The 23,800-nt window shown below is 69.7% G+C and carries 21 protein-coding genes and 1 tRNA gene; 12 read left to right on the top strand and 10 right to left on the bottom strand.

The features are described 5' to 3' along the window. The first annotated feature begins 16 nt into the window (after nt 1-16). Both AC27L4_RS17335 and irr read left to right on the top strand, forming a co-directional pair. The gene (locus AC27L4_RS17335; protein ID WP_487143476.1) at nt 17-961 is read left to right on the top strand and encodes an electron transfer flavoprotein subunit alpha/FixB family protein; all 945 of its coding nucleotides are present in this window, start codon (nt 17-19) and stop codon (nt 959-961) included. 149 nt (nt 962-1,110) lie between these two features. Further along, entirely contained in the window at nt 1,111-1,578 is a 468-nt protein-coding gene (gene irr / locus AC27L4_RS17330) for a Fur family transcriptional regulator Irr (protein ID WP_487143475.1), read from the top strand. Nucleotides 1,579-1,775: 197 nt separating this feature from the next. Here irr and AC27L4_RS17325 read toward each other — a convergent pair whose 3' ends face one another. Both AC27L4_RS17325 and murJ read right to left on the bottom strand, forming a co-directional pair. Further along, nucleotides 1,776-3,926 (bottom strand): putative bifunctional diguanylate cyclase/phosphodiesterase, encoded by a 2,151-nt coding sequence (locus AC27L4_RS17325; protein WP_487143474.1) that lies wholly within the window; start codon nt 3,924-3,926, stop codon nt 1,776-1,778. A gap of 166 nt (nt 3,927-4,092) precedes the next feature. Then, complete coding sequence (murJ, locus tag AC27L4_RS17320; protein ID WP_487143473.1) at nt 4,093-5,646, bottom strand: murein biosynthesis integral membrane protein MurJ; 1,554 nt, start codon at nt 5,644-5,646, stop codon at nt 4,093-4,095. Between the two features lie 147 nt (nt 5,647-5,793). Here murJ and AC27L4_RS17315 point away from each other — a divergent pair, with 147 nt between their 5' ends. Next, on the top strand, nt 5,794-6,792 hold the full coding sequence (locus tag AC27L4_RS17315; protein WP_487143472.1) for an adenosine kinase: 999 nt from the start codon (nt 5,794-5,796) through the stop codon (nt 6,790-6,792). Between the two features lie 150 nt (nt 6,793-6,942). On the opposite strand, the gene AC27L4_RS17310 is transcribed toward AC27L4_RS17315, so the two are convergent. Then, on the bottom strand, nt 6,943-7,947 hold the full coding sequence (locus AC27L4_RS17310) for a 2-hydroxyacid dehydrogenase (protein ID WP_487143471.1): 1,005 nt from the start codon (nt 7,945-7,947) through the stop codon (nt 6,943-6,945). A gap of 243 nt (nt 7,948-8,190) precedes the next feature. Here AC27L4_RS17310 and AC27L4_RS17305 point away from each other — a divergent pair, with 243 nt between their 5' ends. Both AC27L4_RS17305 and AC27L4_RS17300 read left to right on the top strand, forming a co-directional pair. Then, a complete protein-coding gene (locus AC27L4_RS17305; protein WP_487143470.1) occupies nt 8,191-8,847 on the top strand; it encodes an SH3 domain-containing protein in 657 nt (218 codons plus the stop codon). A 178-nt stretch (nt 8,848-9,025) separates the two neighbouring features. Further along, nucleotides 9,026-9,655, top strand: coding sequence for a phosphoribosylanthranilate isomerase (locus AC27L4_RS17300; RefSeq protein ID WP_487143469.1), 630 nt, complete (start codon nt 9,026-9,028; stop codon nt 9,653-9,655). Nucleotides 9,656-9,715: 60 nt separating this feature from the next. Here the strand turns inward: AC27L4_RS17300 and AC27L4_RS17295 are convergent, their stop codons facing one another. The 4 genes from AC27L4_RS17295 to AC27L4_RS17280 all read right to left on the bottom strand — a co-directional run bounded on the left by AC27L4_RS17295 (nt 9,716) and on the right by AC27L4_RS17280 (nt 13,434). Next, complete coding sequence (locus AC27L4_RS17295; RefSeq protein WP_487143468.1) at nt 9,716-11,179, bottom strand: hypothetical protein; 1,464 nt, start codon at nt 11,177-11,179, stop codon at nt 9,716-9,718. 133 nt (nt 11,180-11,312) lie between these two features. Then, nucleotides 11,313-12,299, bottom strand: a complete 987-nt coding sequence (gene dmeF / locus AC27L4_RS17290) for a CDF family Co(II)/Ni(II) efflux transporter DmeF (protein WP_487143467.1) — start codon at nt 12,297-12,299, stop codon at nt 11,313-11,315. A 481-nt stretch (nt 12,300-12,780) separates the two neighbouring features. Then, a tRNA-Ala gene (locus AC27L4_RS17285) sits at nt 12,781-12,856 on the bottom strand. A gap of 173 nt (nt 12,857-13,029) precedes the next feature. Then, nucleotides 13,030-13,434 carry a TIGR02300 family protein gene (locus AC27L4_RS17280; protein WP_487143466.1) on the bottom strand — a complete coding sequence of 135 codons (405 nt, stop codon included), beginning with the start codon at nt 13,432-13,434 and terminating at the stop codon, nt 13,030-13,032. Between the two features lie 198 nt (nt 13,435-13,632). Between AC27L4_RS17280 and aroA the strand changes: the two genes are divergently transcribed. The 3 genes from aroA (at nt 13,633) to grpE (ending at nt 16,647) form a co-directional block, all read left to right on the top strand. Beyond that, nucleotides 13,633-14,970, top strand: coding sequence for a 3-phosphoshikimate 1-carboxyvinyltransferase (gene aroA, locus AC27L4_RS17275; RefSeq protein WP_487143465.1), 1,338 nt, complete (start codon nt 13,633-13,635; stop codon nt 14,968-14,970). A gap of 336 nt (nt 14,971-15,306) precedes the next feature. After that, nucleotides 15,307-15,933, top strand: coding sequence for a (d)CMP kinase (gene cmk, locus AC27L4_RS17270; protein ID WP_487143464.1), 627 nt, complete (start codon nt 15,307-15,309; stop codon nt 15,931-15,933). A 57-nt stretch (nt 15,934-15,990) separates the two neighbouring features. Beyond that, nucleotides 15,991-16,647 (top strand): nucleotide exchange factor GrpE, encoded by a 657-nt coding sequence (gene grpE / locus AC27L4_RS17265; protein WP_487143463.1) that lies wholly within the window; start codon nt 15,991-15,993, stop codon nt 16,645-16,647. Nucleotides 16,648-16,905: 258 nt separating this feature from the next. On the opposite strand, the gene trxA is transcribed toward grpE, so the two are convergent. Both trxA and AC27L4_RS17255 read right to left on the bottom strand, forming a co-directional pair. Beyond that, a complete protein-coding gene (trxA, locus tag AC27L4_RS17260) occupies nt 16,906-17,235 on the bottom strand; it encodes a thioredoxin TrxA (RefSeq protein WP_487143462.1) in 330 nt (109 codons plus the stop codon). A 127-nt stretch (nt 17,236-17,362) separates the two neighbouring features. After that, complete coding sequence (locus tag AC27L4_RS17255) at nt 17,363-17,800, bottom strand: L,D-transpeptidase (RefSeq protein WP_487143461.1); 438 nt, start codon at nt 17,798-17,800, stop codon at nt 17,363-17,365. A 349-nt stretch (nt 17,801-18,149) separates the two neighbouring features. Here AC27L4_RS17255 and mepA point away from each other — a divergent pair, with 349 nt between their 5' ends. Both mepA and AC27L4_RS17245 read left to right on the top strand, forming a co-directional pair. Next, complete coding sequence (gene mepA / locus AC27L4_RS17250) at nt 18,150-19,058, top strand: penicillin-insensitive murein endopeptidase (protein ID WP_487143460.1); 909 nt, start codon at nt 18,150-18,152, stop codon at nt 19,056-19,058. A gap of 11 nt (nt 19,059-19,069) precedes the next feature. Beyond that, the gene (locus AC27L4_RS17245; protein WP_487143459.1) at nt 19,070-19,423 is read left to right on the top strand and encodes an MmcQ/YjbR family DNA-binding protein; all 354 of its coding nucleotides are present in this window, start codon (nt 19,070-19,072) and stop codon (nt 19,421-19,423) included. 11 nt (nt 19,424-19,434) lie between these two features. Here the strand turns inward: AC27L4_RS17245 and AC27L4_RS17240 are convergent, their stop codons facing one another. Beyond that, nucleotides 19,435-19,944, bottom strand: a complete 510-nt coding sequence (locus AC27L4_RS17240; RefSeq protein WP_487143458.1) for a TIGR00645 family protein — start codon at nt 19,942-19,944, stop codon at nt 19,435-19,437. A gap of 323 nt (nt 19,945-20,267) precedes the next feature. Here AC27L4_RS17240 and AC27L4_RS17235 point away from each other — a divergent pair, with 323 nt between their 5' ends. Further along, nucleotides 20,268-21,146: a phosphotransferase gene (locus AC27L4_RS17235; RefSeq protein WP_487143457.1), complete on the top strand. Its 879-nt coding sequence runs from the start codon at nt 20,268-20,270 to the stop codon at nt 21,144-21,146. Nucleotides 21,147-21,182: 36 nt separating this feature from the next. After that, entirely contained in the window at nt 21,183-23,627 is a 2,445-nt protein-coding gene (locus AC27L4_RS17230) for a GcvT family protein (RefSeq protein ID WP_487143456.1), read from the top strand. Nucleotides 23,628-23,800 lie beyond the last annotated feature (173 nt).

The raw sequence follows: 23,800 nt of genomic DNA, 5'->3' as shown, positions 1-23,800 counted from the left end.
AGGAGAGGACCCCATCATGACCACGCTTCTCGTCGCCGAACAGGACAACGGCACCCTCAAGGACGTGACCGCCAAGGCCTTGACCGCCGCCAGGGCGATCGGCGCCGACGTGCATGTGCTCGTCGTCGGCGAAGGCGCCGCGACCGCGGCCGAGGCCGCCGCCAGGCTCGACGGCGTCGCCAAGGTGCTGACCGCGGCGGACGCCCCCTATGCGCATCGCCTGGCCGAGCCGACCGCGGCGCTGATCGCCGGCCTCGCCGCCGGCTACGACGCCATCCTGGCGCCTTCGACCGCGGCCTGGAAGAACGTGCTGCCGCGCGTCGCGGCGCTGCTCGACGTGATGCAGATCTCCGACATCATCGCCGTAGTCTCGCCCGACACCTTCGAGCGCCCGATCTATGCGGGCAACGCCATCCAGACGGTGCAGTCGAGCGATGCCAAGAAGGTGATCACCGTGCGCACCGCCTCCTTCGCCGCCACCGGCGAGGGCGGCTCGGCGCCGGTCGAGGCGGCCGCCGCCGTCGCCGACCCCGGCCTCTCCAGCTTCAAGGGCGAGGCGCTGGCCAAGTCCGACCGGCCGGAGCTGGCCTCGGCCAAGATCATCATCTCCGGCGGCCGCGCCATGCAGAACCGCGAGAACTTCGCCACCTATATCGAGCCGGTCGCCGACAAGCTCGGCGCGGCGATGGGCGCCTCGCGCGCCGCGGTCGACGCCGGCTATGCCCCGAACGACTGGCAGGTCGGCCAGACCGGCAAGGTCGTGGCGCCGGATCTCTACATCGCCGTCGGCATTTCCGGCGCGATCCAGCACCTGGCCGGCATGAAGGACTCCAAGGTCATCGTCGCCATCAACAAGGACGAGGAGGCGCCGATCTTCCAGGTCGCCGATTACGGCCTGGTCGCCGACCTCTACCAAGCGCTGCCGGAGCTGAAGGCCGAGCTGGAGAAGCTCGGCAAGTAACGTCCCTGCGACGAAGACGGGCAGGTGCAGCACCTGCCCGTCACGGCTGCGTCATATCGGCCAAAGCCAAGGCTTGACGGCGGGTTGCGCCATGGCCACCTCATCCTCTACAATATCGCCGGATTAGAGTAGTGGCCCCGATTATGCCGATGTCGACGACCGTTCGTTTCGATCACGCCCAGGATGCGCCGCGCGGCGAGACGCTGCGGACGGGTTGTCCGTTCCATGACGTGCGCTCGATGCTGCGCGATGTCGGCCTGCGTCCGACGCGCCAGCGCCTGGCGCTCGGCTGGCTGCTGTTCCAGAAGGGCGACCGCCACATCACGGCGGAAATCCTGCATGACGAGGCGACGCGGGCCCGCGTGCCGGTCTCGCTGGCGACCGTCTACAACACGCTGCACCAGTTCACCGAGGTCGGCCTGCTGCGCGAATTCGCGGTCGACGGCTCCAAGACCTATTTCGACACCAATGTCGACGAACATCACCATTATTTCGTCGAGGGCGACAACCAGGTGATCGACATTCCCGGCGACGTCACCATGGCGGCGATGCCGTCCGTGCCGGAGGGCTACGAGATCAGCCGCGTCGACGTGATCGTGCGCCTGCGCAAGAAGTAGGCACCATCCCCGACAAGACGTTTCCGACACCTTCGCCGTACCCCGCGGCGAGGGTGTTTTCGTTCCAGGCAGGTTCTCCCGAACCTGCCTGGACCTGCGAGCTTGGGCAGCGTTGAATTTTGCCTTGAGAATGCCAGGTCAAGCGCGGCGAAAGCCTCGAGAAGCCGCCGGGGAGCGGCGGAAGGAGCCTTTCCGGCCTATCGGTTGATCGCCTCCGGCAATTCCAGCAGGGCCGTCCGGAGCCTGGCCTGCAGCAGGCGCGCGTCGCGGCGGCGATGCGCGATGAACCAGGTCTCGAACTTGCCGGCAGGCATGGGCGCCGCGAACAGATAGCCCTGCGCGTGCCTGCATTGATGGTCGCGCAGGAAGATGTGCTCGACCTCGGTCTCCACGCCTTCGGCCACCACTTCCAGGCCGAGGCCGCGCGCCATGGCCAGGACCGTGCGCACCAGCACGCGCCGCTCCTCGGTGCCGCTGTCGATGTCGGTGACGAAGGACTTGTCGATCTTCAGCACGTCGAAAGGCAGGCGCGTCAGCACGGACAGGCTGGAATAGCCGGTGCCGAAATCGTCCATGGCGAAGCGCACGCCCGCGGCCCGCAGCGGCGCCATCTGGCTGGCGACGCTGGCCGGATCGGCCATGGCGATCGATTCGGTGATCTCCAGCTCCAGCTGCGAGGGATTGGTGCCGGTATCGGCCAGGATCTGCAGCACCATCGCCGGAAAATCCTCGCGCTGGAACTGCGCGCGCGACACGTTGACCGACAGGCGCGGATAGAGGCCGCGGCTGGCCCAGATCGCCGCCTGGGCACAGACCCGGCGCAGCACGAAGGTGCCGATGTCGATGATCAGGCCGGATTCCTCGGCCAGGGTGATGAACTCGCCGGGCGGCACCTGGCCGCGCGTCGGGTGGTTCCAGCGGATCAGGGCCTCGGCGCCGATGCTGCGCCCGTCCGAGCAGGCGACCTGGGGCTGGTAGTAGACCTCCAGCTCGCCGCGGGCCTTGGCCTGCCGCAGCTCCGATTCGAGCACGAGATGGCGATAGGCTCGCTCGTCGAGGTCGGGCGAGAAGAAGCGATAGGTGGCTCCGCCGGCCACCTTGGCGGCGTCCAGGGCGACGCCGGCGTTCTGGGTCAGGGTCTTGAAGTCGTCGGCGTCGGTCGGGGCGATCGCCACGCCGATGCTCGCCTTCAGCTCGAGCGCATGGCCGTCGAGGTCGAAATCGGTTTCAAAGGCGCGCATGATCCGGCGCAGCACCGGATCGAGCTCCCGGTCGCCGAGCGGCCCGGCGACCATGACGCCGAACTCGTCGGCCGAAAGCCGTCCGAGGACCGTCTCATAGGCGGCGCCGGCCTTGCGGACGACCTCGTCGCGCCAATCCTCCAGGAAGACGCCGAGGCGATCCGCCACCTCGCGCAGGACCAAGTCGCCATGGTCGGGACCGAGCGCGTCGTTGACGCGCTTGAAGCGGTCGAGGTCGACCACGGCCAGCACGACGCGGTCGTCGCCGTCCTTCAGCCCGGCGATGGCGGCGGCGACGCGCTGCTCGAGCTGGTCGCGGTTCGGCAGGCCGGTGAGCTGGTCGACGAAGGTCAGCGAACGGATGGCGGCGGCGGATTCCGACAGGCTCTCGACCATGGCCGAAACCGAGCGGCTGAGCTCGGCGATCTCGTCATGGCCGCGCACCTCGATCGTCGTGGTCAGGTCGCCGGCGGCGATGCGGCGGGTCGCCTCGGTGAGCCGGCGGATCGGCAGCGCCGAGCGATGGGCGGCCATCGCCGTCACCGGCAGCACCAGCACAAGGAACAACGCCACCGCCAGGAGATTGCGCTTGATCATGGCGTCGACCGCCGCATGAGTCGCGGCGAGCGAGACGCCGAAGCGCAGGACGCCGATGGTCTTGCCGTCGAGTTCCACGGGCTGGGCCACGTGCAGGGTGCCGCCGTCGTCCTGGAACTGGACGGCGCCGCTCCTGAAGGCGGCGTCGAACAGGTCGTCCTTCGACACCGCCGCGAAGGCGACGGTCGCCCCCAGCCCGTCGCTGACGACGCGGCGATACTCGTCGAGCAGCCGGGCATAGACGATGTCGGAGCGGGCGGCGAAGTTGCGCATCGTCGGCAGGAGCTCGCGCAGGCGCAGCTCCTTCAGGTCCCCGGCCGTCAGGTCGGCGCCGAAGCGGCCGAGATAGGAGACGTGCCGGTCCAGTTCCTGGCGGATCGCATAGCTCGACTGCAGCATGTTGTAGCAGGTGAACTCGACGGCGAAGACGACCAGCAGCGCGGCCAGAAGCAGCGTCTGGCGAACCGCCAGACGTCCCCGCCAGCGCCGGAACGTTTCGATCAACCGCATGTCACGCCTTGCCGGCGCACGGTCGGCGCGCCACCCGCCAGCCGTCCCGGCGGGCTGGGTGCCGCAAACCGGTCCATCGAGACGGCGTCGCTGTCGACAGGATTATCGCGGAATGGTTACCGATATCTAAAACCGCCTCCGCCGGGCTCGGCGCTGCGCCGCCGGCTCAGCCGCGGCGGCGCAGCGCCGAGCGCAGGGCGTCGCGATCGACCCCGCCCAGGACGAGGCAAGCCGCGGCGAAGATCGCGAAGCCGCCGCCGCACAGGCCGGCGAGCGCGGTGAGCCGCTGCCAGGACGCGGCTTCCGGACCGATCCAGGGCTGCGCCAGCGGAGCGGCGGCCGCCAGCGCCGCGGCCATCGCCAGGCTGGCGGCCAGGATGCGCGGCAGGCGGTGGCAGGCGGCGGCGTCGAGCCGCAGCCAGCCCCGGCGCCAGGCCGCGAGGCCGAGCAGCCCGGCATTGAGCCAGCCGGAGGCCGCCGCCGCGGCCGCGATGCCGACCTGGTGGAAGGTGGGGAACAGCGCCACCGACAGGACGATGTCGGCGGCGACGCCGAGCAGCGCCACGATGAAGGGCAGGCGCATCCGGGCCCGCGCGAAGAACAGCGGCTGCAGCAGCTTGGCGGCGGCGAAAGCGGGCAGCCCGGCGGCGAAGGCGGCGAGTGCCCCGGCCGTGGCGGCGGTGTCCCGCGGCCCGAAGGCGCCGCGCTCGAACAGCACAGCGACGATCGGCCCTGCCGCCGTCATCAGCGCCAGCGCCGCCGGCAGGCCGAGCAGCGCCGCGAACTCCGCCGCCCGGCTCAGGGCCCGGCTCTCGCCCAGGGCATCGCCCGCCGTGCTGTGGCGGGCGATGTCCGGCAGCAGGGCGATGCCGAGCGCCACGGCGACGATGCCGAGGGGGAGCTGGTAGACGCGGTCGGCATAATAGAGCCAGGCCACGGCGCCCGGTTCCGGCGAGGCGATGACCAGGCCGACGAAGGCATTGACCTGGGTGATGCCGGCGGCGGCGACGCCCGGCAGGGCCAGGACGACGAAGCGCCGCACCGCCGGGGTCAGGCGCGGCCGCGCCAGGCGCAGCGGCAGGCCGGCCCGGGCCAGAGCCAGGAAGACCAGGCCGCATTGGGCAAAGCCGCCGAGGAGCACCGCCCAGGCCAGCAGCCGCGCCGTGGCCTCGTCGCCGGTCCAGCCCAGATGTGGGGCGAGGAGAAGCGCGGCGATCGTCGCCACATTGACCAGCGACGGCGCATAGGCCGCGGCGGTGAAGCGGCCGTTAACGTTGAGCACGGCCGAGGCGACCACCATCAGCGCCGTGGCGAGGCAATAGGGAAAGGTGATGCGCGACAGCGCCACGGCAAGGTCGACCGCCCCGCCGCCGGCGGCGAAGCCCGGCGCCACCAGGCCCACCAGCATCGGCATGGCGAGCAGGGCCAGCGCCGTCAGCAGCACGAAGGCGGCCGTGACCGCGGAAAAGACCTCGTCGGCAAAGGGCCGCGCCGCGCCGCGAACCGCCGCCTCGGCATGCAGCGGGACATAAGCGGAATTGAACGCGCCCTCGGCGAACAGCCGGCGCAGCAGGCTGGGGATGCGGAAGGCGACGACGAAGGCATCCGCGGCCGGCCCGGCGCCGAGAGCGGCCGCGACCATGATGTCGCGGGCAAAGCCGAGCACGCGCGAGACCAGCGTGGCGAGGCCGACGGTGGCGGCGTTGCGGGCAAAGGACATGCGCGCCGACCGGATCAGCCGAGCGGCCGGACGCGCGGGCCCGGCCGCGGGAACGCGCGGGATTCGCGCGCCCTCCCCTTGGGCCGACCGCGAAAATCCGGCATAGCAGGCACAGCCATCGCCCTATGCAAAGCGCTCGAGACCTTCATGACCCAAATCCGCTTCGACGTCCTCACCATCGGCAACGCCATCGTCGATGTCTTCGCCCAGACCGAGGACGACTTCCTGGTCCGGGAAGGCCTTGCCAAGGGGGCGATGATCCTCACCAGCGAGGAGCGCGCCGAGCATCTCTATGCCGCCATGGGCCAGAGCGTCGAGATCTCCGGCGGCTCGGCCGCCAACACCGTGGTCGGCGTCGCCTCGCTCGGCGGCCGCGGCGCCTATTTCGGCAAGGTGAGGGCCGACGAGACCGGCCGGATTTTCGCGCGCGACCTCAGGGGCCAGGGCGTCCACTATGAAACGGCGCCGCTGGAGGAAGGCCCCGCCACCGCACGCAGCTTCATCTTCATCACGCCCGACGGCGAGCGGACGATGAACACCTATCTCGGCGCCACCCATCGGCTCGGCCCGGCCGACATCGACGAAGAGGTGGTGCGCGCCTCGGCCATCACCTACATGGAAGGCTATCTGTGGGATCCGCAGGACGCCAAGGACGCCTTCCTCAAGGCCGCCGGCATCGCCCGGCAGGCCGGGCGGCGCGTGGCGATCACCCTGTCGGATTCGTTCTGCGTCGACCGGTTCCGCGCCGAATTCCTGCACCTGATGCGTTCGGGCGTGGTCGATACGATCTTCGCCAACGAGCATGAGCTGCGCTCGCTCTACGAGACGGCGGACGTCGAGACCGGCCTGAGGCTGATCGGAGACGATGTGCGGCTGGCGGTGGTGACGCGCTCGGAGCGGGGCGCCATCGCCATCGAGGGCGGCGTGGCGACCGCCGTGCCCGCCTTCCCGATCGACCGGCTGGTCGATACCACCGGAGCCGGCGACCTGTTCGCGTCCGGCTTCCTGTTCGGCCTGGCCAGGGGCCTTGCGCATGAGCGCTCCCTGCGCCTCGGAGCCCTCGCCGCCGCCGAGGTGATCCAGCATGTCGGCGCGCGCCCCATTGCCTCGCTCAAGGCGCTGGCGCAGGAAAACGGGCTGCTGTGAGCCGCCGGCCGGCGCCCGTGCCTTCCCTCCCCCGGCAAGTCGGATGTTTCCGACCTGCCTCCCTCGTCTACCCATCTCGGGAACACCCGGGATGGGTGGGGCGGGGATCGGCCGGCGTCGCGATCGAAGCGATTTTTCGCGAACGACGCCTCACAGCATGTTTGGCAGCACCCTGTCCGGCGGCCGATGGCCGTCCATGAAGGCGCGGATGTTGACGATGACCTTCTCGCCCATGTCGTTGCGCCCCTCGATGGTGGCCGAGCCCATGTGCGGCAGCAGCACCACCCGGCCGCTCTTGGCCAGCTTCACCAGGCGCGGATTGACCGCCGGCTCGTGCTCGAACACGTCGAGGCCGGCGCCGGCGATCTCGCCGGCATCGAGCATCTTGGCCAGCGTCGTCTCGTCGATCACCTCGCCGCGCGCGGTGTTGACGATCACCGCGTCCTTTCGGATCAGCTTCAGCCGGCGGGCCGAGAGCAGGTGGTAGGTGGCGGGCGTGTGCGGGCAGTTGACCGAGATGATGTCCATCCGAGCCAGCATCTGGTCGAGCGAATCCCAGTAGGTCGCCTCCAGCTCGGCCTCGATCGCCGGCGCGACATGGCGGCGATTGTGGTAGTGCACCTGCAGGCCGAAGGCCTTGGCGCGGCGGGCCACAGCCTGGCCGATGCGGCCCATGCCGATGATGCCGAGGCGCTTGCCCCAGATGCGGCGGCCGAGCATCCAGGTGGGCGACCAGCCCGGCCAGGCATTGTTGCCTTCGGGAATGACGCGCGCGCCCTCGGTGACGCGGCGGGCGACGGCCAGGATCAGGCCCATGGTCATGTCGGCCGTGTCCTCGGTCAGGACGCCGGGCGTGTTGGTGACGACGATCTTGCGCGCCGTCGCCGCCTCCACGTCGATATTGTCGACGCCGTTGCCGAAATTGGCGATCAGCTTGAGATTTTCACCCGCGGCCTCGATCAGGTCCTTGTCGATGCGGTCGGTGACGGTGGGAACCAGAACGTCGGCGGTGCGCACGGCCTCGACCAGGGCCTCGCGCGACATCTTCTCGTCGCCCAGGTTGAGCCTGGCGTCGAAGAGCTCGCGCATGCGCGTCTCGACCGTGTCGGGCAGGCGGCGCGTCACCACCACGAGCGGCTTTTTCTTGAGAGTCATGTCCTCACCCTCGCGGACCTTAAGACCATCTTCACTCCGTCGGCGGAAATTGGACGTCACATCGCTTCGCGCCGCCCCATGACTCTGTCTAGCAGAGGCCACGGAACTGCCAAAGGCCGGCGTGGAGCAGCGCTCACAGGATGCGGGCGACGCTGGTTTTGGGAAAGTGACATGTCGCGTAGCGTACCGCGTTTGAGCCTTCTGGCTCGCCTTGGATTCGGCGGCGTCCTCGGGGCGGCCGCCTTGGTTGCGGCCCTCTCGATCGACTTCCGCTCCAAGCACGCGGCGCCGGGCGAGCCGTCTGCCTCGATGCTGGCCGCCGCCGCTTCGCAGCCGGAGGCCCCGGTGTCCAGCCCCGCACGCGGGATCGACGTGATCGGGCAGTTGCTGACCGGCAAGTCCGCTCCGCCGCCGACCGAGGTGACCGGCTCGCTGACCCCGCAGGCCGGGCCGAAGGTGGCGCTCGGGCCGGTTTCCGGCCTGCCCATGCCGCGCTTCGTCAGCCTGAAGCCCGACAAGGTCAATGTCCGCCAGGGGCCGACGCGCGACCAGAGCGTGTCCTTCATCTTCCAGCGGGCCGGACTGCCGGTCGAGGTCGTGGCCGAGTTCGAGAACTGGCGCCGCATCCGCGATTCGGAGGGAGCCGAAGGCTGGGTGCTGCAGAACTTCCTCTCCGGCCGGCGCACCGTCCTGATCGCGCCCTGGTCGAAGGAGCCGTCGCTGGTGCTGCGCGGCTATGCCGATGTCGCCGCCCGCCCGGTGGCGCGCCTCCAGCCGGGCGTGCTCGCCAGCATCAAGAGCTGCGAGGGCAGTTGGTGCCGGATCAAGGGCGATGGCTTCGACGGCTGGATCGAGCAGAACAGGCTCTGGGGCGCCTATCCCGGCGAGACCGTCGACTGAGCGGGCCCGGGCCGGCGCCCGTTTCGGCCAGGCAGGTTCTCCCGACCCTGCCTGCATCTGTCGGTCTGTGCAGCATTGATTTTGCATGGACCATGCCAAATCAATCGTGGCGAGCGCCACGGGACGCTGCCTGGAACGTGTGGGCGCCACCACACCGGATCTCGCCGCGAGGGACGGGATGACCCGCATCCGCCTCAAGATCTGCCGCATCGCCTCGACCGACGAGGCGCGCCTCGCCCTCGACGCGGGGGCGGACGCGATCGGCGTCGGCGACGTCCCGGCGCCGGATCAGGCGCTGTCCGCCGACAGCGAAACGGCGCGAATCATCCGCAGCGTCCCGCCGCCGGCCGCGAGCGTGCTGCTGAGCAGCGCCTGGAGCGCCGGCGCCGTCGCGGCGCAGGCCGACCTCTCCGGCGCGGGCACGGTGCAGGTCATGCGTCTGATCGACCCCGCCGAATATGCCGGCATGCGCCGTATCCTGCGCGGCCGCCGCTTCATCCAGGTCGTGCCGGTCGAGGGCCCCGACAGCATCGGCCTCGCCCGCGACTATATCGGCCTCGCCGATGCGCTGCTGCTGGATGCGGGCGAGCCCGATGGCGGGCGCGACCCGGACTGGGCGGTCAGCCGGCGGATCGCCGAGGCGGTGCCGGTGCCGGTGCTGCTGTCGGGCGGGCTCACGGCCGGCAACGTCGCCGCCGCCGTCGCCGCGGTCCGTCCCTGGGGCGTCGACGCCGGTCCGACGCTGCGCGGCCCGGCCGGCCTCGACCCGGCCAGGCTGGCGGCCTTCGCGCGGGCGCTGTGGGGCTGAGCCGGGCCGGCACGGAGCCGCACAGGCCCGCGGCACCGCGCGAACCGCCGCTGCGGAGGCTTACTGCTGGGTCGGCTCGGACGGAGGCTGCAGCTGCTGGCCGTTGACGTTCACCGAGCCGTCCTTGAGCATCTCGATCTTCCAGACGGACTTGCCGCCGTCTCCCGGCTTGGCCAGGGCCTTGGCCATGCCCAGCATCATCAGCGCCTGCTGCTTCTCGGGATCCTGATCGTTCGAGGCCTGCATGTCAGCCATGGCCTTGTCGATGCCGTCAGCCGTCACGGTCGCCGCGGCCTGGATCGGCTCGGGCAGGATGGTGGCCTCGCCCGCGACCGCCAGGGTCAGGGACGGCGAGCTCGCGCCACCGGGCTTGATGGTGAGCTTCAATGGTCCGTTGCGGACATCGGCAAATAACCGGGCCAAGAGGTCTGCAGGCCAAGGCCCCTTATCGCTGAGGTCGAGATGCTCTACAGCCAGCCGAGACGCCGCCTCCAGGTCCGGGCCTGACAGGCGTGCGGCGAAGTCCATCTCGGAGGGCAGCACTGCCTTTGCCCAGGTGGGCACCAGCGCCGCCGGCACCTCCAAGCCGGTGAATTTCCAACCAACATCGTAATAGCCGTCCTTGGCCAGACCGGACATGCCGATGTTCTGGGTGACAGTCGCCACCTTGAACGTGCCCATGAGCGTATCGATCGCCACGTCCTTGGCCAGGAAGTTGCCGCTGACACCCTTCCAAAGCGGCAGGGCGGCGACGAGGCGCGACCTCAGATCGGCTTGGGCGGCGACCATCTTGTCCTGGCTGGGGTTGGCGGCAAAGAAGGCCACGATCTCCAGGAAGTTCTTCTGGCGGGCGCTGTCGAGATCAATGTCCAGACTGGTCTCTCCGGCCTTGATCTCGACCTTGGTTCCCTCGCTCTCGTCGGCCTTGATGGTGATGGTCTCGATCAGGCTCGCCGAAACCTGCCTGATCTTGCTGGTGACGGCCCCGTCGCCGGCGGCTGCGGCCTCCAGCGTCACTGTGGTCGCGCCCTGCTCGGCCTCGATGTCACCTTCGGGCCCATGCGAGGACAAGGTGACCTTGTCGACCTTGGCCTCGCCGCTGACGAAGGCGGCCAGCTTGGGGTCGAACACGCCTTCGAAGGAATAATTCCTGGCGGCGAACTCGAAGGTCTCCTCGCTCCCGCCGTTCTGCTGCACCACCTTGAGGGACGGCATGCTGTCGGCGGTGATCGTCCAGGTCCCGTCGCTCTTGGGCACGGCCTCGAAGCTCAGCGGCTCCACCGTGATCTCGGCCTTGTCGGGGTTGGCGCCGGCGACGATCTTCGGCAGGTCGATGGTGACGGTATAGGCCTTCGCTCCCGCCTCGACCGTGACGATGCGGCTGTCGATCGCCGGCTGGCCGATATAGGCGGCAAAGGAGGCCGCGAGATCCCGCGCTCCCTGGTCGGAAACGGACTGGGCGGCAGCCGGCGAGGCGGCCAGCATCAGGGACAGGATCAGGGCTCTCTTGGTCGCCGTTCGCATCTCGGTCTCCGGAATAGGCGGCTGCGCGCCGTCACGGGCGTTTCGAAGGCCCGGAACCTCCCATGGCCGTTGCGTTGCAGCAACAGAAAAGATCCCGCCGCCACCGCGGCGGTTCCCCTGGAAACACGGCGGATCAGGCCGCGGCAGCCACGCCGTGATCCGGGCAGCGATGCACCTCGACGGTCACATGGGACAGCCCGTCGATGCCGTCGAGCCGGCGCTTGTAGGCATCGGGCCCGCACGGATGGTCGGAGACGATCGAGGCGATCAGGCCGGTGTGGCCGGGGCCGAGACGCCAGACATGCAGGTCGCCGACCCGGTCGCCGTCCACCTCCAGCCGACGACGAATGGCATCGGTCATCGCCTCGTCGGGCACGGCGTCCAGCAGCACGGCGCCGGCGGAACGCACCAGGCTCACCGACCAGGACAGGATGACGACCATGCCGACGAGGCCCATCGCCGGGTCGAGCCATGTCATGCCGAAGGCGAGCCCGGCCAGCAGCGCGGCGATGGCGAGCACCGAGGTCAGCGCGTCCGCCAGCACATGCAGATAGGCGGCGCGGAAATTGGTGTCGTGATGGCGATGGCCGTGATGATGGTGATCGTGATGGCCGCCCGGCGCGTGGTGATGGCCGTGTTCATGACGATGGCCGTGCCCGCCATCCCCGTCATGCAGGAGCCGGACCGAGGCCAGGTTCACAGCCAGGCCGAGAACCGCGATCGGAATCGCCTGCGAAAAAGCGATGTCGACGGGATGGACGAGGCGCATCAGGCTCTCATAGCCGATCAGCAGCGCGATCATCGCCAGCATGACGGCGCTGGCGAAGCCGGCGAGCTCGCCGAACTTGCCGGCGCCGAAGGAGAATCGCCGGTCATGGGCATGGCGGCGGGCGAATCGATAGGCGAGCGCCGCGATCGCCAGGGCCGCGGCATGGGTGGACATGTGCCAGCCGTCCGCCATCAGGGCCATGGAGTTGAAGATGGCGCCGCCGACGATCTCGGCCACCATCATGGCCGCCGTCAGGGCGACAACGGCCCAGGTCTTGCGCTCGCGACGATCATGTCCATCGCCGAGGAAGACATGCTCATGCGTCCAGGGCCCGACGGTCCGGCTGTGCATCGCAACCTCCGATTCGCTGCCGCGACCGCCGCGCCGCCGAGGCCGTCACGGCGTCCGATCGCCGGTCGCGAGTGTAAGGGCGCGGGCGCGACCGGAGCAAGCGAACCGATCGCCGCACGAGGGAACGCGGACCTGGGTGGCGCGCCCGCGGCATAGTCCAAACGGATGATGCCGATGGAGGGCCGTTCGGTATGCTGGCGGACAGTGGCCCTCGGTCACATGCTCCGTGTCTCCGGCCTGTGGAGGCCGCCCGATGACCAACCCCGTGACTCTTCTGCTGATCGCCCTGGTGGTCGCCATCACCGTCCTGCCGCTTCTGGCCGCGGCGGGAATGTAGGGCGTGTGACTCAGGCGAGGACGGAGCGCGGCGCTCCGGGGAAAGCCGGCCTGTCGGGCACACTCATCGGGGAGACAACCGTCGCGGCGCGGAAGCGCCTGAGAGCCTGCAAACCCGAACGGCGAGACGGCCCGCAGGAGAATTTGGTGGAGCCAGGCGGGATCGAACCGCCGACCTCTTGAATGCCATTCAAGCGCTCTCCCAGCTGAGCTATGACCCCACTTTGGTGAAAGGCGGGCTGGATCACCGCCTTTCGGTTCGCCCGGCGTTGCCGCCCGACGGGCCGCTCATCTGTCATAGATCGCGGCGGGACGCAAGCTTCGATGCGAAGTTTTTTTTCGGGGCCTGTCTTCCCATGTCCGAAACAGGCCCCGAAACCGCGCATCGCGGCCGTCAGCGTTCTTCCTCTTCCTCGATGCCGTCGCCGATCAGATCGATGACGTCGTCGTTCTCGTCCTCGTCGGTCTCCAGGAAGGTGTCGTCGTCGCCCGAATGATCGTCCTCGATCTCGATGTCGTCGTCGGTCGACGTCGCCTTGGCGGCGCCGCCGCCCTCCTCGTCGACATCTTCCAGGCTGATCAGCTCGACATCGCCGGTCTGGTCGGCCTCGACATCGTCCTCGGCCTTGTCGACCGGGCGGGCGGAGGCCGTCTCCGGCCGGACGCCGCGGATCATCGGCAATGCAACCGCCACCACCTGGCCGGTATAGGGCGAGATGATCGGCGACTTGTTCAGGTCGTAGAACTTGCGCCCTGTCGTCGGACAGACACGCTTCGTGCCAAGTTCTGGTCTGGCCACGGCAAAAACCTTCGTCGAATATGAAGAGGCAGCGCGCTACAGATAAGTCCGCCCGATGTCAATGGCAATCGGCATGTCGCGCATGAATGTCGCAAGCGGGCGCCGGCGCGCCATGGACCGCGGCCGGCGCCCGATAGAGGCTTTGTCGCAGGCCGCATCCGTGGTAAGCGCCCGCTCCTGCTTCCGGAGTCCCGCCGCGTGTCCGCCGCCGATACCCCCATTCCGCTCACCGCCCGCCGCTCGCAAGCCCTCAAGGGCAGCGTGCGGGTGCCCGGCGACAAGTCGATCTCGCACCGTTCGCTGATCTTCGGCCTGCTGACGGTCGGGGAGACCGCGATTTCCGGGTTGCTCGAGGGGGCGGACGTGCTGGCCACGGCGGAAGCCTGCCGCAAGCTCGGCGCGACCGTCACCCGCGTCGGCGACGGCGCCTGGCGGGTGCGCGGCGTCGGCGTCGGCGGCCTGACCAGCCCGGCCTCCACGCTCGACTTCGGCAATGCCGGCACCGGCTCGCGCCTGATGATGGGCGTCGTCGCCGGCCATGGCGTCACCGCCACCTTCGACGGCGACGCCTCCCTGCGCAAGCGGCCGATGATGCGGGTGCTGACGCCGCTGCTGGCCATGGGTGCCGAGATCGTCGCCAGCCAGGACGGCGGCCGGCTGCCGCTGACGCTGAAGGGGGCCGCCGATCCGCTGCCGATCACCTACGAGACGCCGGTTCCCTCGGCGCAGGTGAAGTCCGCGGTGCTGCTGGCCGGCCTCAACGCGCCCGGCCGCACCACGGTGATCGAGACCGAGGCGACGCGCGACCATACCGAGCGCATGCTGACCCATTTCGGCGCGGCGGTGCGCGTGACGCCGCATGGCGCGCACGGCGCCAGGATCGAGCTGGAGGGGCGGCCGGAACTGCGGCCCAATCCGGTCGTGGTGCCGGCCGATCCCTCCTCGGCCGCCTTCCCGCTGGTGGCGGCGCTGATCACGCCCGGCTCGGACATCGTGCTGGAGGCGGTGATGATGAACCCCTCGCGCACGGGGCTGATCGCCACCCTGCAGGAGATGGGCGCCGACATCGCCGAGATCGACCGCCGCGTCGAGGGCGGCGAGGACGTGGCGGATCTGAGGGTGCGTCATTCGGCCCTGGCCGGCGTCGACGTGCCGGCGGCGCGTGCGCCCTCGATGATCGATGAATATCCCGTCCTCGCGGTCGCGGCCGCCTTCGCCCGCGGCACGACGCGGATGAACGGGCTGAAGGAGCTCCGGGTCAAGGAAAGCGATCGCCTCGCGGCCGTCGCCGACGGGCTGCGGGCCAACGGCGTCGATCATGCGGTCGAGGGCGACGACCTGATCGTCGAGGGCCGCGGCCGCGTCGCCGGCGGCGGCGTGGTCGCGACCCATATGGACCACCGTATCGCCATGGCCTTCCTGGTCATGGGCCTGGCGTCGGACGCGCCGGTGACGGTGGACGACACCGGCTTCATCGCCACCAGCTTCCCAAGCTTCTCGCCGATGATGGCCGGGCTCGGCGCCTCGCTCGGCTAAACCCGGCGGCGAGGCTGCGTCCGCCAGGCCTCAAGCTGCCCGGATCGGACGCCTCACCACGTCGGAAGCCTTTGATGGCAGCCGGGATCGCGGTATTCTTGCGGGCGGAGCCATGCTCCGCGGCCGGGTCCGGCGGCGCGTGATCCGCACCACGGTCTTATCGCACAAGCTGCCCTCGGAATCGCGGCGGGGAGCACCATGCCGAACCGTGCCGAGGGGTACGATCTTGAGGATGAACGCAATCTTGCACGCCACGTTCGAAGGATGCAGCGCCGCCGCCCCGGCCGGTGGCATGCCGCCTGGCTCAAACTGGCCCCGCATGGCCCGGGAGCCGGCATGATCATCGCCATCGACGGACCGGCCGCCTCCGGAAAGGGGACCCTCGCCAGGCGCCTCGCCGCGCATTTCGGCCTGCCGCACCTCGACACCGGCCTGCTCTACCGGGCGGTCGGCCGACGCATGCTCGACGAAGGCGTCAGCTTCGAGGATGCGGAAGCCGCCGCGGCGATCGCCGAGGACCTCGCCGTCGAATATCTGGACGAGGAGCGGCTGCGCGGCCGCGAGATGGGCGAGGCCGCCTCGGTCGTCGCCGCCTATCCGAAGGTGCGCAAGGCCTTGCTCGACCTGCAGCGGCGTTTCGCCCATCAGCGCGGCGGCGCGGTGCTGGACGGGCGCGATATCGGCACGGTGATCGCTCCCGGCGCCGAGACCAAGATTTTCGTCACCGCCAGCCCGGAGATCCGGGCCCGGCGCCGCCATGAGGAGCTGGAGCGCCGCGGCGCCCCAGCGCGGTTCGAGGATGTGCTGGCCGAGATCCGCCGGCGCGATGCCCGAGACGCCGGCCGGGCCGACGCTCCGCTCAAGCCGGCGCCGGACGCGCAGGTGCTCGACACCACCGCGCTCGACATCGACAGCGCCTTCGAGGCTGCCGTCGCGATCGTCGAGCGGCACGTCCGCCCTTGATTTTGGCGTCGGTCGGGCTGATATGCGGCTGCAAAGGATGACCTCGACGGACGGATTATGACGAAACAGACAAAGCAGACTTCCGACGCGTTTGAAGACCGGGCTCTGGCCGCCGAGACGGCAGCGTTCGCCGAGGCCGCGGCCGAGACGGCGGCCGATGCCGGCCACGCCGAGGCGGTCGCCGATCTGGTCGCCAAGCTCGAGGCCGAGCGGACCGAGCTCAAGGAGCGGCTGCTGCGCTCCCTGGCCGAGATGGAGAACCTGCGCCGGCGCACCGAGCGCGAAGTCGCGGAAGCCCGCACCTACGCCGTCGCCAAATTCGCCGGCGACATGCTGGGCGTCGCCGACAATATGGGCCGCGCCATCGCCGCGATCCCCGCCGAAGCCCGGGCGGGCGACGATGCCGTGACCAAGGCCCTGCTGGAAGGCGTGGAGCTGACCGAGCGCGACATGCTGCGCGCGCTGGAAAAGCACGGCGTCCGCAAGATCGACCCGAAGGGGGAGAAGTTCGACCCGCACTTCCACCAGGCGGTGTTCGAGATCCCCGATCCGTCGGTGCCGGCCGGCACGGTGGCGCAGGTGATGCAGGTCGGCTACGTCATCGGCGACCGGGTGCTGCGTCCCGCCATGGTGGGCGTCGCCCGCGGCGGCCCGAAGCCGGCCCCGGCCGGCGGCCAGACGGAGGCAGCCTCGGGCGTCGACAAGACGGCCTGACGCAGGCTGTCCCGCCAGCCCCCGCCTTTGCTCGTCACGTGGAAGCGGCGGCCGGGCCGCGACAGGAAGGGCCGCAGACGAGCCTTCTCCACCGCAGGCGGGGAAGGTTTTCGCGCTCTTTCGGGGACCGTCTGCGACCTTATCACCCGTTCGGCACCACACAGCCGTTCGGGTCGTGTCGACAAGATGCCAGGCACAGACGACGCGGAAGGGGCGGCCCGAGCCGCCCCGTCGATCGCTTGACGCCGCGACCGCGCCTCAGGCGGCCGAGGCCTGGATCCAGCGCGACAACTCGCCTTTGGGCGCGGCGCCGACCTTCTGGGCCGCGAGCCTGCCGTCCTTGAACACCATCATGGTGGGGATCGAGCGGATGCCGAACTGGCTGGCAATGCCGGGGTTTTCGTCGATGTTCACCTTGGCGATCTTGATCTTGCCCGCCATCTCGCTGGCGATCTCATCCAGCGCCGGCGCGATCATCCGGCAGGGCCCGCACCACTCGGCCCAGAAATCGACGACGACGGGCTCGGACGACTTCAGCACGTCCTGCTCGAAAGACGCATCCGTGACCTTGATGGTATGCTCACCCATGACCAAAACTCCCGACGAGGGGCCGTGGAATCGCGGCCGCTGAAGCTCGTGTTGCCCGAAAGCTAGGAAGGGGGTCGCGAGGCGTCAAGGCGACGCATGGCTGTTCGCGCAATCGTGCACGGCAATGTCAGCTGACGACGATACGCGCGCCTCCGGCGCCGTGCGACTGGATCAGATGATAGAGGGTCGCGGCGTTCTGCGGCGCGAGACGGATGCAGCCATGGGAAGCCGGGCGGCCGAGCTGGCGGACATAATTGGTGCCGTGCACGGCGTAGCCGCCGCGGAAGAACACCGAATAGGGCATCGGCGAGTTGTTGTACTTGCGGGAATAGTGCATGCGCGCCAGGGATTTCGGGCGGTAGACGCCGCGCGGCGTCACGTAGCCGCGCTTGGCCGTCGACACTGCCCAGACCGCCTGCACCGAGCCGTCGACGATGACCGTCATGCGCTGGGTGGCGATGTCGACCTTGGCGACGACACCGGCCGAGGCGGGCGCGGCCTGCACCAGGAAAGACAGCAGCAACACGGCGAACACGCCGACCCAACGCACAGCCACGCAACGCATCAAAGCCTCCCGCGATCCCCGGCCGCCTTCCGCATGGCCCGATGCGCCACGCTCTACCGGAAGCGGCCCCTCGGCCGCCGTGCGCCATGGCACACGGCCTTGTCCGCCATGCTGGCCGGAACGCACGGTTGCGACAAGATCGAATCGCGGCGCCCGGTCAGAACTTCGCCTTTATTTTGCCGAATGGAGTCAATTTGGTTACGCGGTAGCGGCGCAGAGTCTTAACCAAGATCAAGACCTGCGTCTTTTCTGTGGAATACCGGGCCACGCCATACCGGCATGGTTAAGCCTTTGTGAACGGGCCCGACCTATCCTCCAGGCCAGACCCGGTAGACCCATGGACATCCCGATGCGCCGTGCCGTGCTCGCCTTCTGTGCCCTCCTGGCCGCGCCCGCCGCGCTGGCGCAGGACATCACTCCTCCCGGCTTCAAGCTGCCGCCGCTGGCCAACGTCACGGCGGCGACGCCGGCCAAGCAGCTGTTCGGCCGCAAGACCGAGCCGGCGGATCTGGCCGTCCGCTCCATCGGCTTCTACGCCAAGGGCTGCCTGGCGGGCGCCACGGCCCTGCCGGTCAACGGCCCGACCTGGCAGGTGATGCGCCTGTCGCGCAACCGCAACTGGGGCAATCCGGAGATGGTGGCCTTCCTGGAGAGGCTTTCCGCCAAGGTGCCGCGCGTGGCCGGCTGGCCGGGTATCCTGGTCGGCGACATCTCGCAGCCGCGCGGCGGGCCGATGATCACCGGCCACGCCTCGCACCAGATCGGCCTCGACGCCGACATCTGGCTGACGCCGATGCCCAAGCGCGAGCTCAGCCTTCAGGAGCGCGAGACCATGTCGGCCAAGATGATGGTGCGCGGCGACAGGCTCGACGTCAGCTCCGCCTGGACGCCGGGCCACATGGCGGTGATCCGCGCCGCGGCGCAGGACCCGCAGGTGCAGCGCATCTTCGTCAACGCCGCCATCAAGAAGGCGCTGTGCCGCGACGCCGGCGGCGACCGCTCCTGGCTGGAGAAGGTGCGGCCGATGTATGGCCACGACTACCATTTCCACGTCCGGCTCTACTGCCCGCCGAGCAGCCCGACCTGCACGCCGCAGGCGGAGGCTCCGGCGGGCGACGGCTGCGGCAAGGAGCTCGACTACTGGTTCTCCGACGCGGTGCTCCACCCCAAGCCGCCGACCGAGCCGGTGAAGCCGAAGCCGCCGCTGGTGATGGCCGACCTGCCGCCGGCGTGCCGGCAGGTGCTGGTCGCTCCCTGAGGCATGACGGGATGGCCGCCGATCTCGACGCCGTCCGCCGCATCGCCCTGGCGCTGCCGGGCGTCGAGGAGGGCCTCCACCATGGCACGCCGGCCTTCCGGGTCCGCAAGGCCTTCATCGGCCGGATCCGCGAGGACGGCGAGACCTTCGCGCTGAAGATGGACATGGCGGAGCGCGACATGCTGATCGAAGCCGCGCCCAACATCTTCTTCCTGACCGACCACTACCGGCCCTACCCCTTCGTGCTGATCCGGCTTGCCGCGGTCGAGCCGGAGCGGCTGCGCCGCCTGATCGAGCGGCGCTGGCGCGAGGCGGCGCCGAAGCGGCTGGTCGCCGCCCATGACGGCGGCGCCCCCGAAGGCTGAGCCCGCCGCCGTCAGTGCTCGCCTTTGCCGGACTTGGCCTGCAGGTAGTCGGACAGGGCCAGCAGCACGCCGGAGACGACGAAGACCATGTGGATGCCGACGAGCCAGTAGAGCTCGCGGTCGGTGAGCTTCTCCAGCGACATGAAGCCCTTGAGCACCTGGATCGCCGAGATCAGCACGATCGAGGCGAGGAGCTTGAGCTTGAGGCCGGCAAAGTCGACCTTGGTCATCCAGTCCGGCCAGTCGTCATGGCCGGTGCCGTCGATCTTGGAGACAAAGTTCTCGTAGCCGGAGAACACGACGATCAGGATGAGGCTGCCGAGCAGCGCCAGGTCGATCACCGCCAGGGCGCCGAGCACGGTGTCCTCCTCCGACAGCATGGCGGCTCCGGCGACGAAATGGATCAACTCCTGCACGAACTTGAAGAGCACCACGCCAAGCGCCAGGACGAGCCCGAGATAGAAGGGCGCCATCAGCCAGCGCGATGCCACCAGCGTTCGTTCGATCAGTTTTTCCAGCATGGAGTCGGTTCCCGGGCCATGGCGACGCATAAATCCTGGCGACCATATAAATAAGAGGCGGCCTCGCGACAAACCTGCCGAAGGCCCCCGAGGATGCCCGCGCTCGATCACAGCTCCATCACGGTGGCGAATTCGTCCGGGCCGAGGCCTTCTGCGGCGCAATCCTTGCCCGCCGCCGTCACCGTCCGCTGCCCGGCTCGAGGACCGGAGCGGTCCGCCCGTCTCGCCGGGCCCTGGCGAACCGAATCGCGGCATCTGGACGATTTGATCCACTCCACGCTAGTCTGCCGCACGACTGAACGGATGCATCGGAGACGTCCCGCATGACCGCCGCCCGGGCTCGTGCCGCCTCGCTCGCCTGCTGGTCCGGGCCGGTCGATCCGCAGCCGCTCGGCGGCGGCATCACCAACACCAATTTCGTCGTCGCCGATCGCGGCCGCCGCTATGTCGTGCGGATCGGCGAGGACATTCCCGTCCACCAGATCAGCCGCGCCAACGAGCTTGCCGCCAGCCGCGCCGCCCACGCCGCCGGCCTGTCGCCGGCCGTGGTGCATGCGGAGCCCGGCGCGCTGGTGCTGGATTTCGTCGAAGGCCGCACCTTCACGCCGCAGGACGTGCGCAACCCGGCCAACCGCGAGGCGCTGGTGGCGCTGGTTCGCCGCTGCCACCGGGAGATGCCGCGGCATTTTCGTGGGCCGGCGGCGATCTTCTGGGTGTTCCAGGTGGTGCGCGACTATGCCCACACCCTGGCGGAGGGGGCCAGCCGGCACCTCGCCCTGCTGCCGCGCCTCGTCGCCGAGGCCGAGGCGCTGGAGCGGGGCGTCGGTCCGGTCGAGATCGTCTTCGGCCACAACGACCTGCTGGCCGCCAATTTTCTCGACGACGGCCGGCGCCTCTGGCTGGTCGACTGGGACTATGCCGGCTTCAACTCGCCGCTGTTCGACCTCGGCGGCCTCGCCTCGAACTCGGAGCTCGACGCCGCCGCGGCCGAGGCCATCCTCGAGCTCTACTACGATCGCCCGGTCGACGATGCGCTGCGTCGCCGGGCCGCCGCCATGACCGCCGCCTCGCTGCTGCGCGAGACGATGTGGAGCATGGTGTCGGAGATCCATTCGGCGCTCGACTTCGACTACGCCGCCTACACCGCCGAGAACCTGTCGCGCTACGAGGCGGCCTACCGGGCCTTCACGGCCCTGCGCTAGCGCCCGTGCCAACCCTGCCGTCCCGAGGATGATCCCATGACCGACCTGCCCTCCTCCGCCAAGATCGTCATCATCGGCGGCGGCATCATCGGCGCCTCCACCGCCTATCACTTGGCGCGCATGGGCCTGACCGACGTGCTGCTGCTCGAGCGCGGCAAGCTGACCTCGGGCTCGACCTGGCACGCCGCCGGGCTGGTCGGCCAGCTGCGCACCAACGCCAACATCACCCAGCTGCTCGGCTATTCCGTCTCGCTCTACGAAAGGCTCGAAGCGGAGACGGGCCTCGCCACCGGCTGGAAGAAGAACGGCGGCCTGCGCCTCGCCTGCAACGCCGAGCGCTGGACCGAGGTGAAGCGGCAGGCGACCACGGCCAAGAGCTTCGGCCTCGACATGCAGCTGCTGACGCCGAAGGAAGCGCAGGATCTGTGGCCGCTGATGCAGGTCGACGACGTCGTCGGCGCCGCCTTCCTGCCCACCGACGGGCAGGCCTCGCCCTCCGACATCGCCCAGTCGCTCGCCAAGGGCGCGCGCATGGGCGGCGTCACTATCCGCGAGGGCGTCACCGTCACCGACATCGAGGTGGTCGACGGCACCGCCAGGGCCGTGCTCACCGACCAGGGCCGCGTCGAGGCCGGAACCGTCGTCATCTGCGCCGGGCAATGGTCGCGCGAGATCGGCCGCATGGCCGGCGTCAACATCCCGCTGGTGTCGATGCAGCACCAGTACCTGATCACCGAGCGCATCGAAGGCGTCACCTCCAGCCTGCCGACGCTGCGTGACCCCGACCGCCTGACCTACTGGAAGGAAGAGGTCGGCGGGCTGGTTATGGGCGGCTACGAGCCCAATCCGAAGCCCTGGGCCAACACCGGCGCCACCGAGCCTTTCGAATTCCAGCTCCTGGAGAACGACCTCGACCATTTCGAGCCGCTGATGGAGCAGGCGGTCGGCCGCGTCCCGGCGATGCAGACCGCCGGGATCAAGAGCTTCATCAACGGCCCGGAGAGCTTCACGCCGGACGGCAACTTCATCCTCGGCGCCGCGCCGGAGACCCGGGGCGTCTATGTCGGCTGCGGCTTCAACGCCTTCGGCATCGCCTCCGGCGGCGGCGCCGGCATGGCGCTGGCCGAATGGGTGGCCCGGGGCGAGCCGCCCTACGACCTGTGGGCGGTCGACATCCGCCGCTTCGGCCGCAACACCCTCGACACCGGCTGGGTGCGCCAGCGCACCATGGAGGCCTATGCCAAGCACTACACCATGGCCTGGCCGTTCGAGGAGCACCACTCGGGCCGGCCGCTGCGCCGCTCGCCGCTCTACGACCGGCTCAAGGCGCAAGGCGCGGTGTTCGGCGAAAAGCTCGGCTGGGAGCGGCCGAACTGGTTCGCGGCCGCCGGCGAGGAGCCGCGCGACATCTATTCCTACGGCCGCCAGAACTGGTTCGCCGCGGTCGGGCGCGAGCACCAAGCCTGCCGCGAGCGGGCGGTGATCTTCGACCAGACCTCCTTCGCCAAGTTCTCGGTGACCGGCCGGGACGCGGAGGCGGCGCTCTCCTGGATCTGCGCCAACGACGTGGCCAGGAAGCCCGGCAGCCTCGTCTACACCCAGATGCTCAACGCCCGCGGCGGCATCGAGGCCGACCTCACCGTGGCGCGGCTCGGGCCGGAGGAGTACTACATCGTCACCGGCACCGGCTTCGCCACGCATGACCTCGACTGGATCCGGCGCAACATCCCGGCCGGCCTCGACGCCCGCGTCTCCGACATCACCTCCCAGAACGCGGTGCTGGTGCTGATGGGGCCGCGCTCGCGCGACATCCTGTCGGCCGTGACCGGCGGCGACCTCTCCAATGCCGGCTTCCCGTTCGGCGCGGTCCGGCGCATCCACGCCGCCGGCGCGCCGGTGCTGGCGCTGCGCGTCACCTATGTCGGCGAGCTCGGCTGGGAGCTGCACGTGCCGACCGAGTTCGCCCTCTCGCTCTACGAGGCGCTGATGGCGGCGGGCGCGGCGCACGGCATCGCCAATGCCGGCTACCGCGCCATCGAATCGCTGCGGCTGGAGAAGGGCTACCGGGCCTGGGGCGCCGATATCGGGCCGGACCACTCGCCGCTGATGGCCGGGCTCGGCTGGGCCGCCAAGCTGCGCCGGGACGTGCCCTTCCTCGGCCGCGAGGCTCTCATCGCCCAGCAGGCCAAGCCGCTGCCGCGCCTGATGGCCGGCTTCACGGTCGAGGATCCCGACATCGTGCTGCTCGGCCGCGAGACGATCTACCGCGACGGCCGGCGCTGCGGCTGGCTGGCCTCGGCGGGCTTCGGCTACACCCTGGGCAAGGGCATCGGCTACGGCTATGTGCGCGACCCCGCCGGCGTCGACGCCGACCATGTTCTCTCGGGGTCCTACGAGCTGGAGGTCGCGACCGAGCGTGTGAAGGCGGAGGTGTTCCTGACGCCGCCCTACGACCCGGCCATGGCGCGGGTGAAGGGGTGAGAGGGCAGGTCTCCACGCGGGCAGGGTGCGGAAGGGCGTCTGCGGCGGCGCTCTCCGGAGGTTAGAGAGTGCCGCTTTCATGGGAGGCTGGCGTTCTGAAGCTCTCGGAAAGCCCCCTCGCGCAATGCCGGTAGCATTGCCTTTCCGGCCACATACAAAATCGACCGGATGCC

It is taken from the genome of Labrys sp. Lb11 (genome assembly GCF_057554225.1).
The sequence above is the reverse complement of the archived record's forward strand: the minus strand, read 5'-3'. Positions and strand labels throughout refer to the sequence as shown.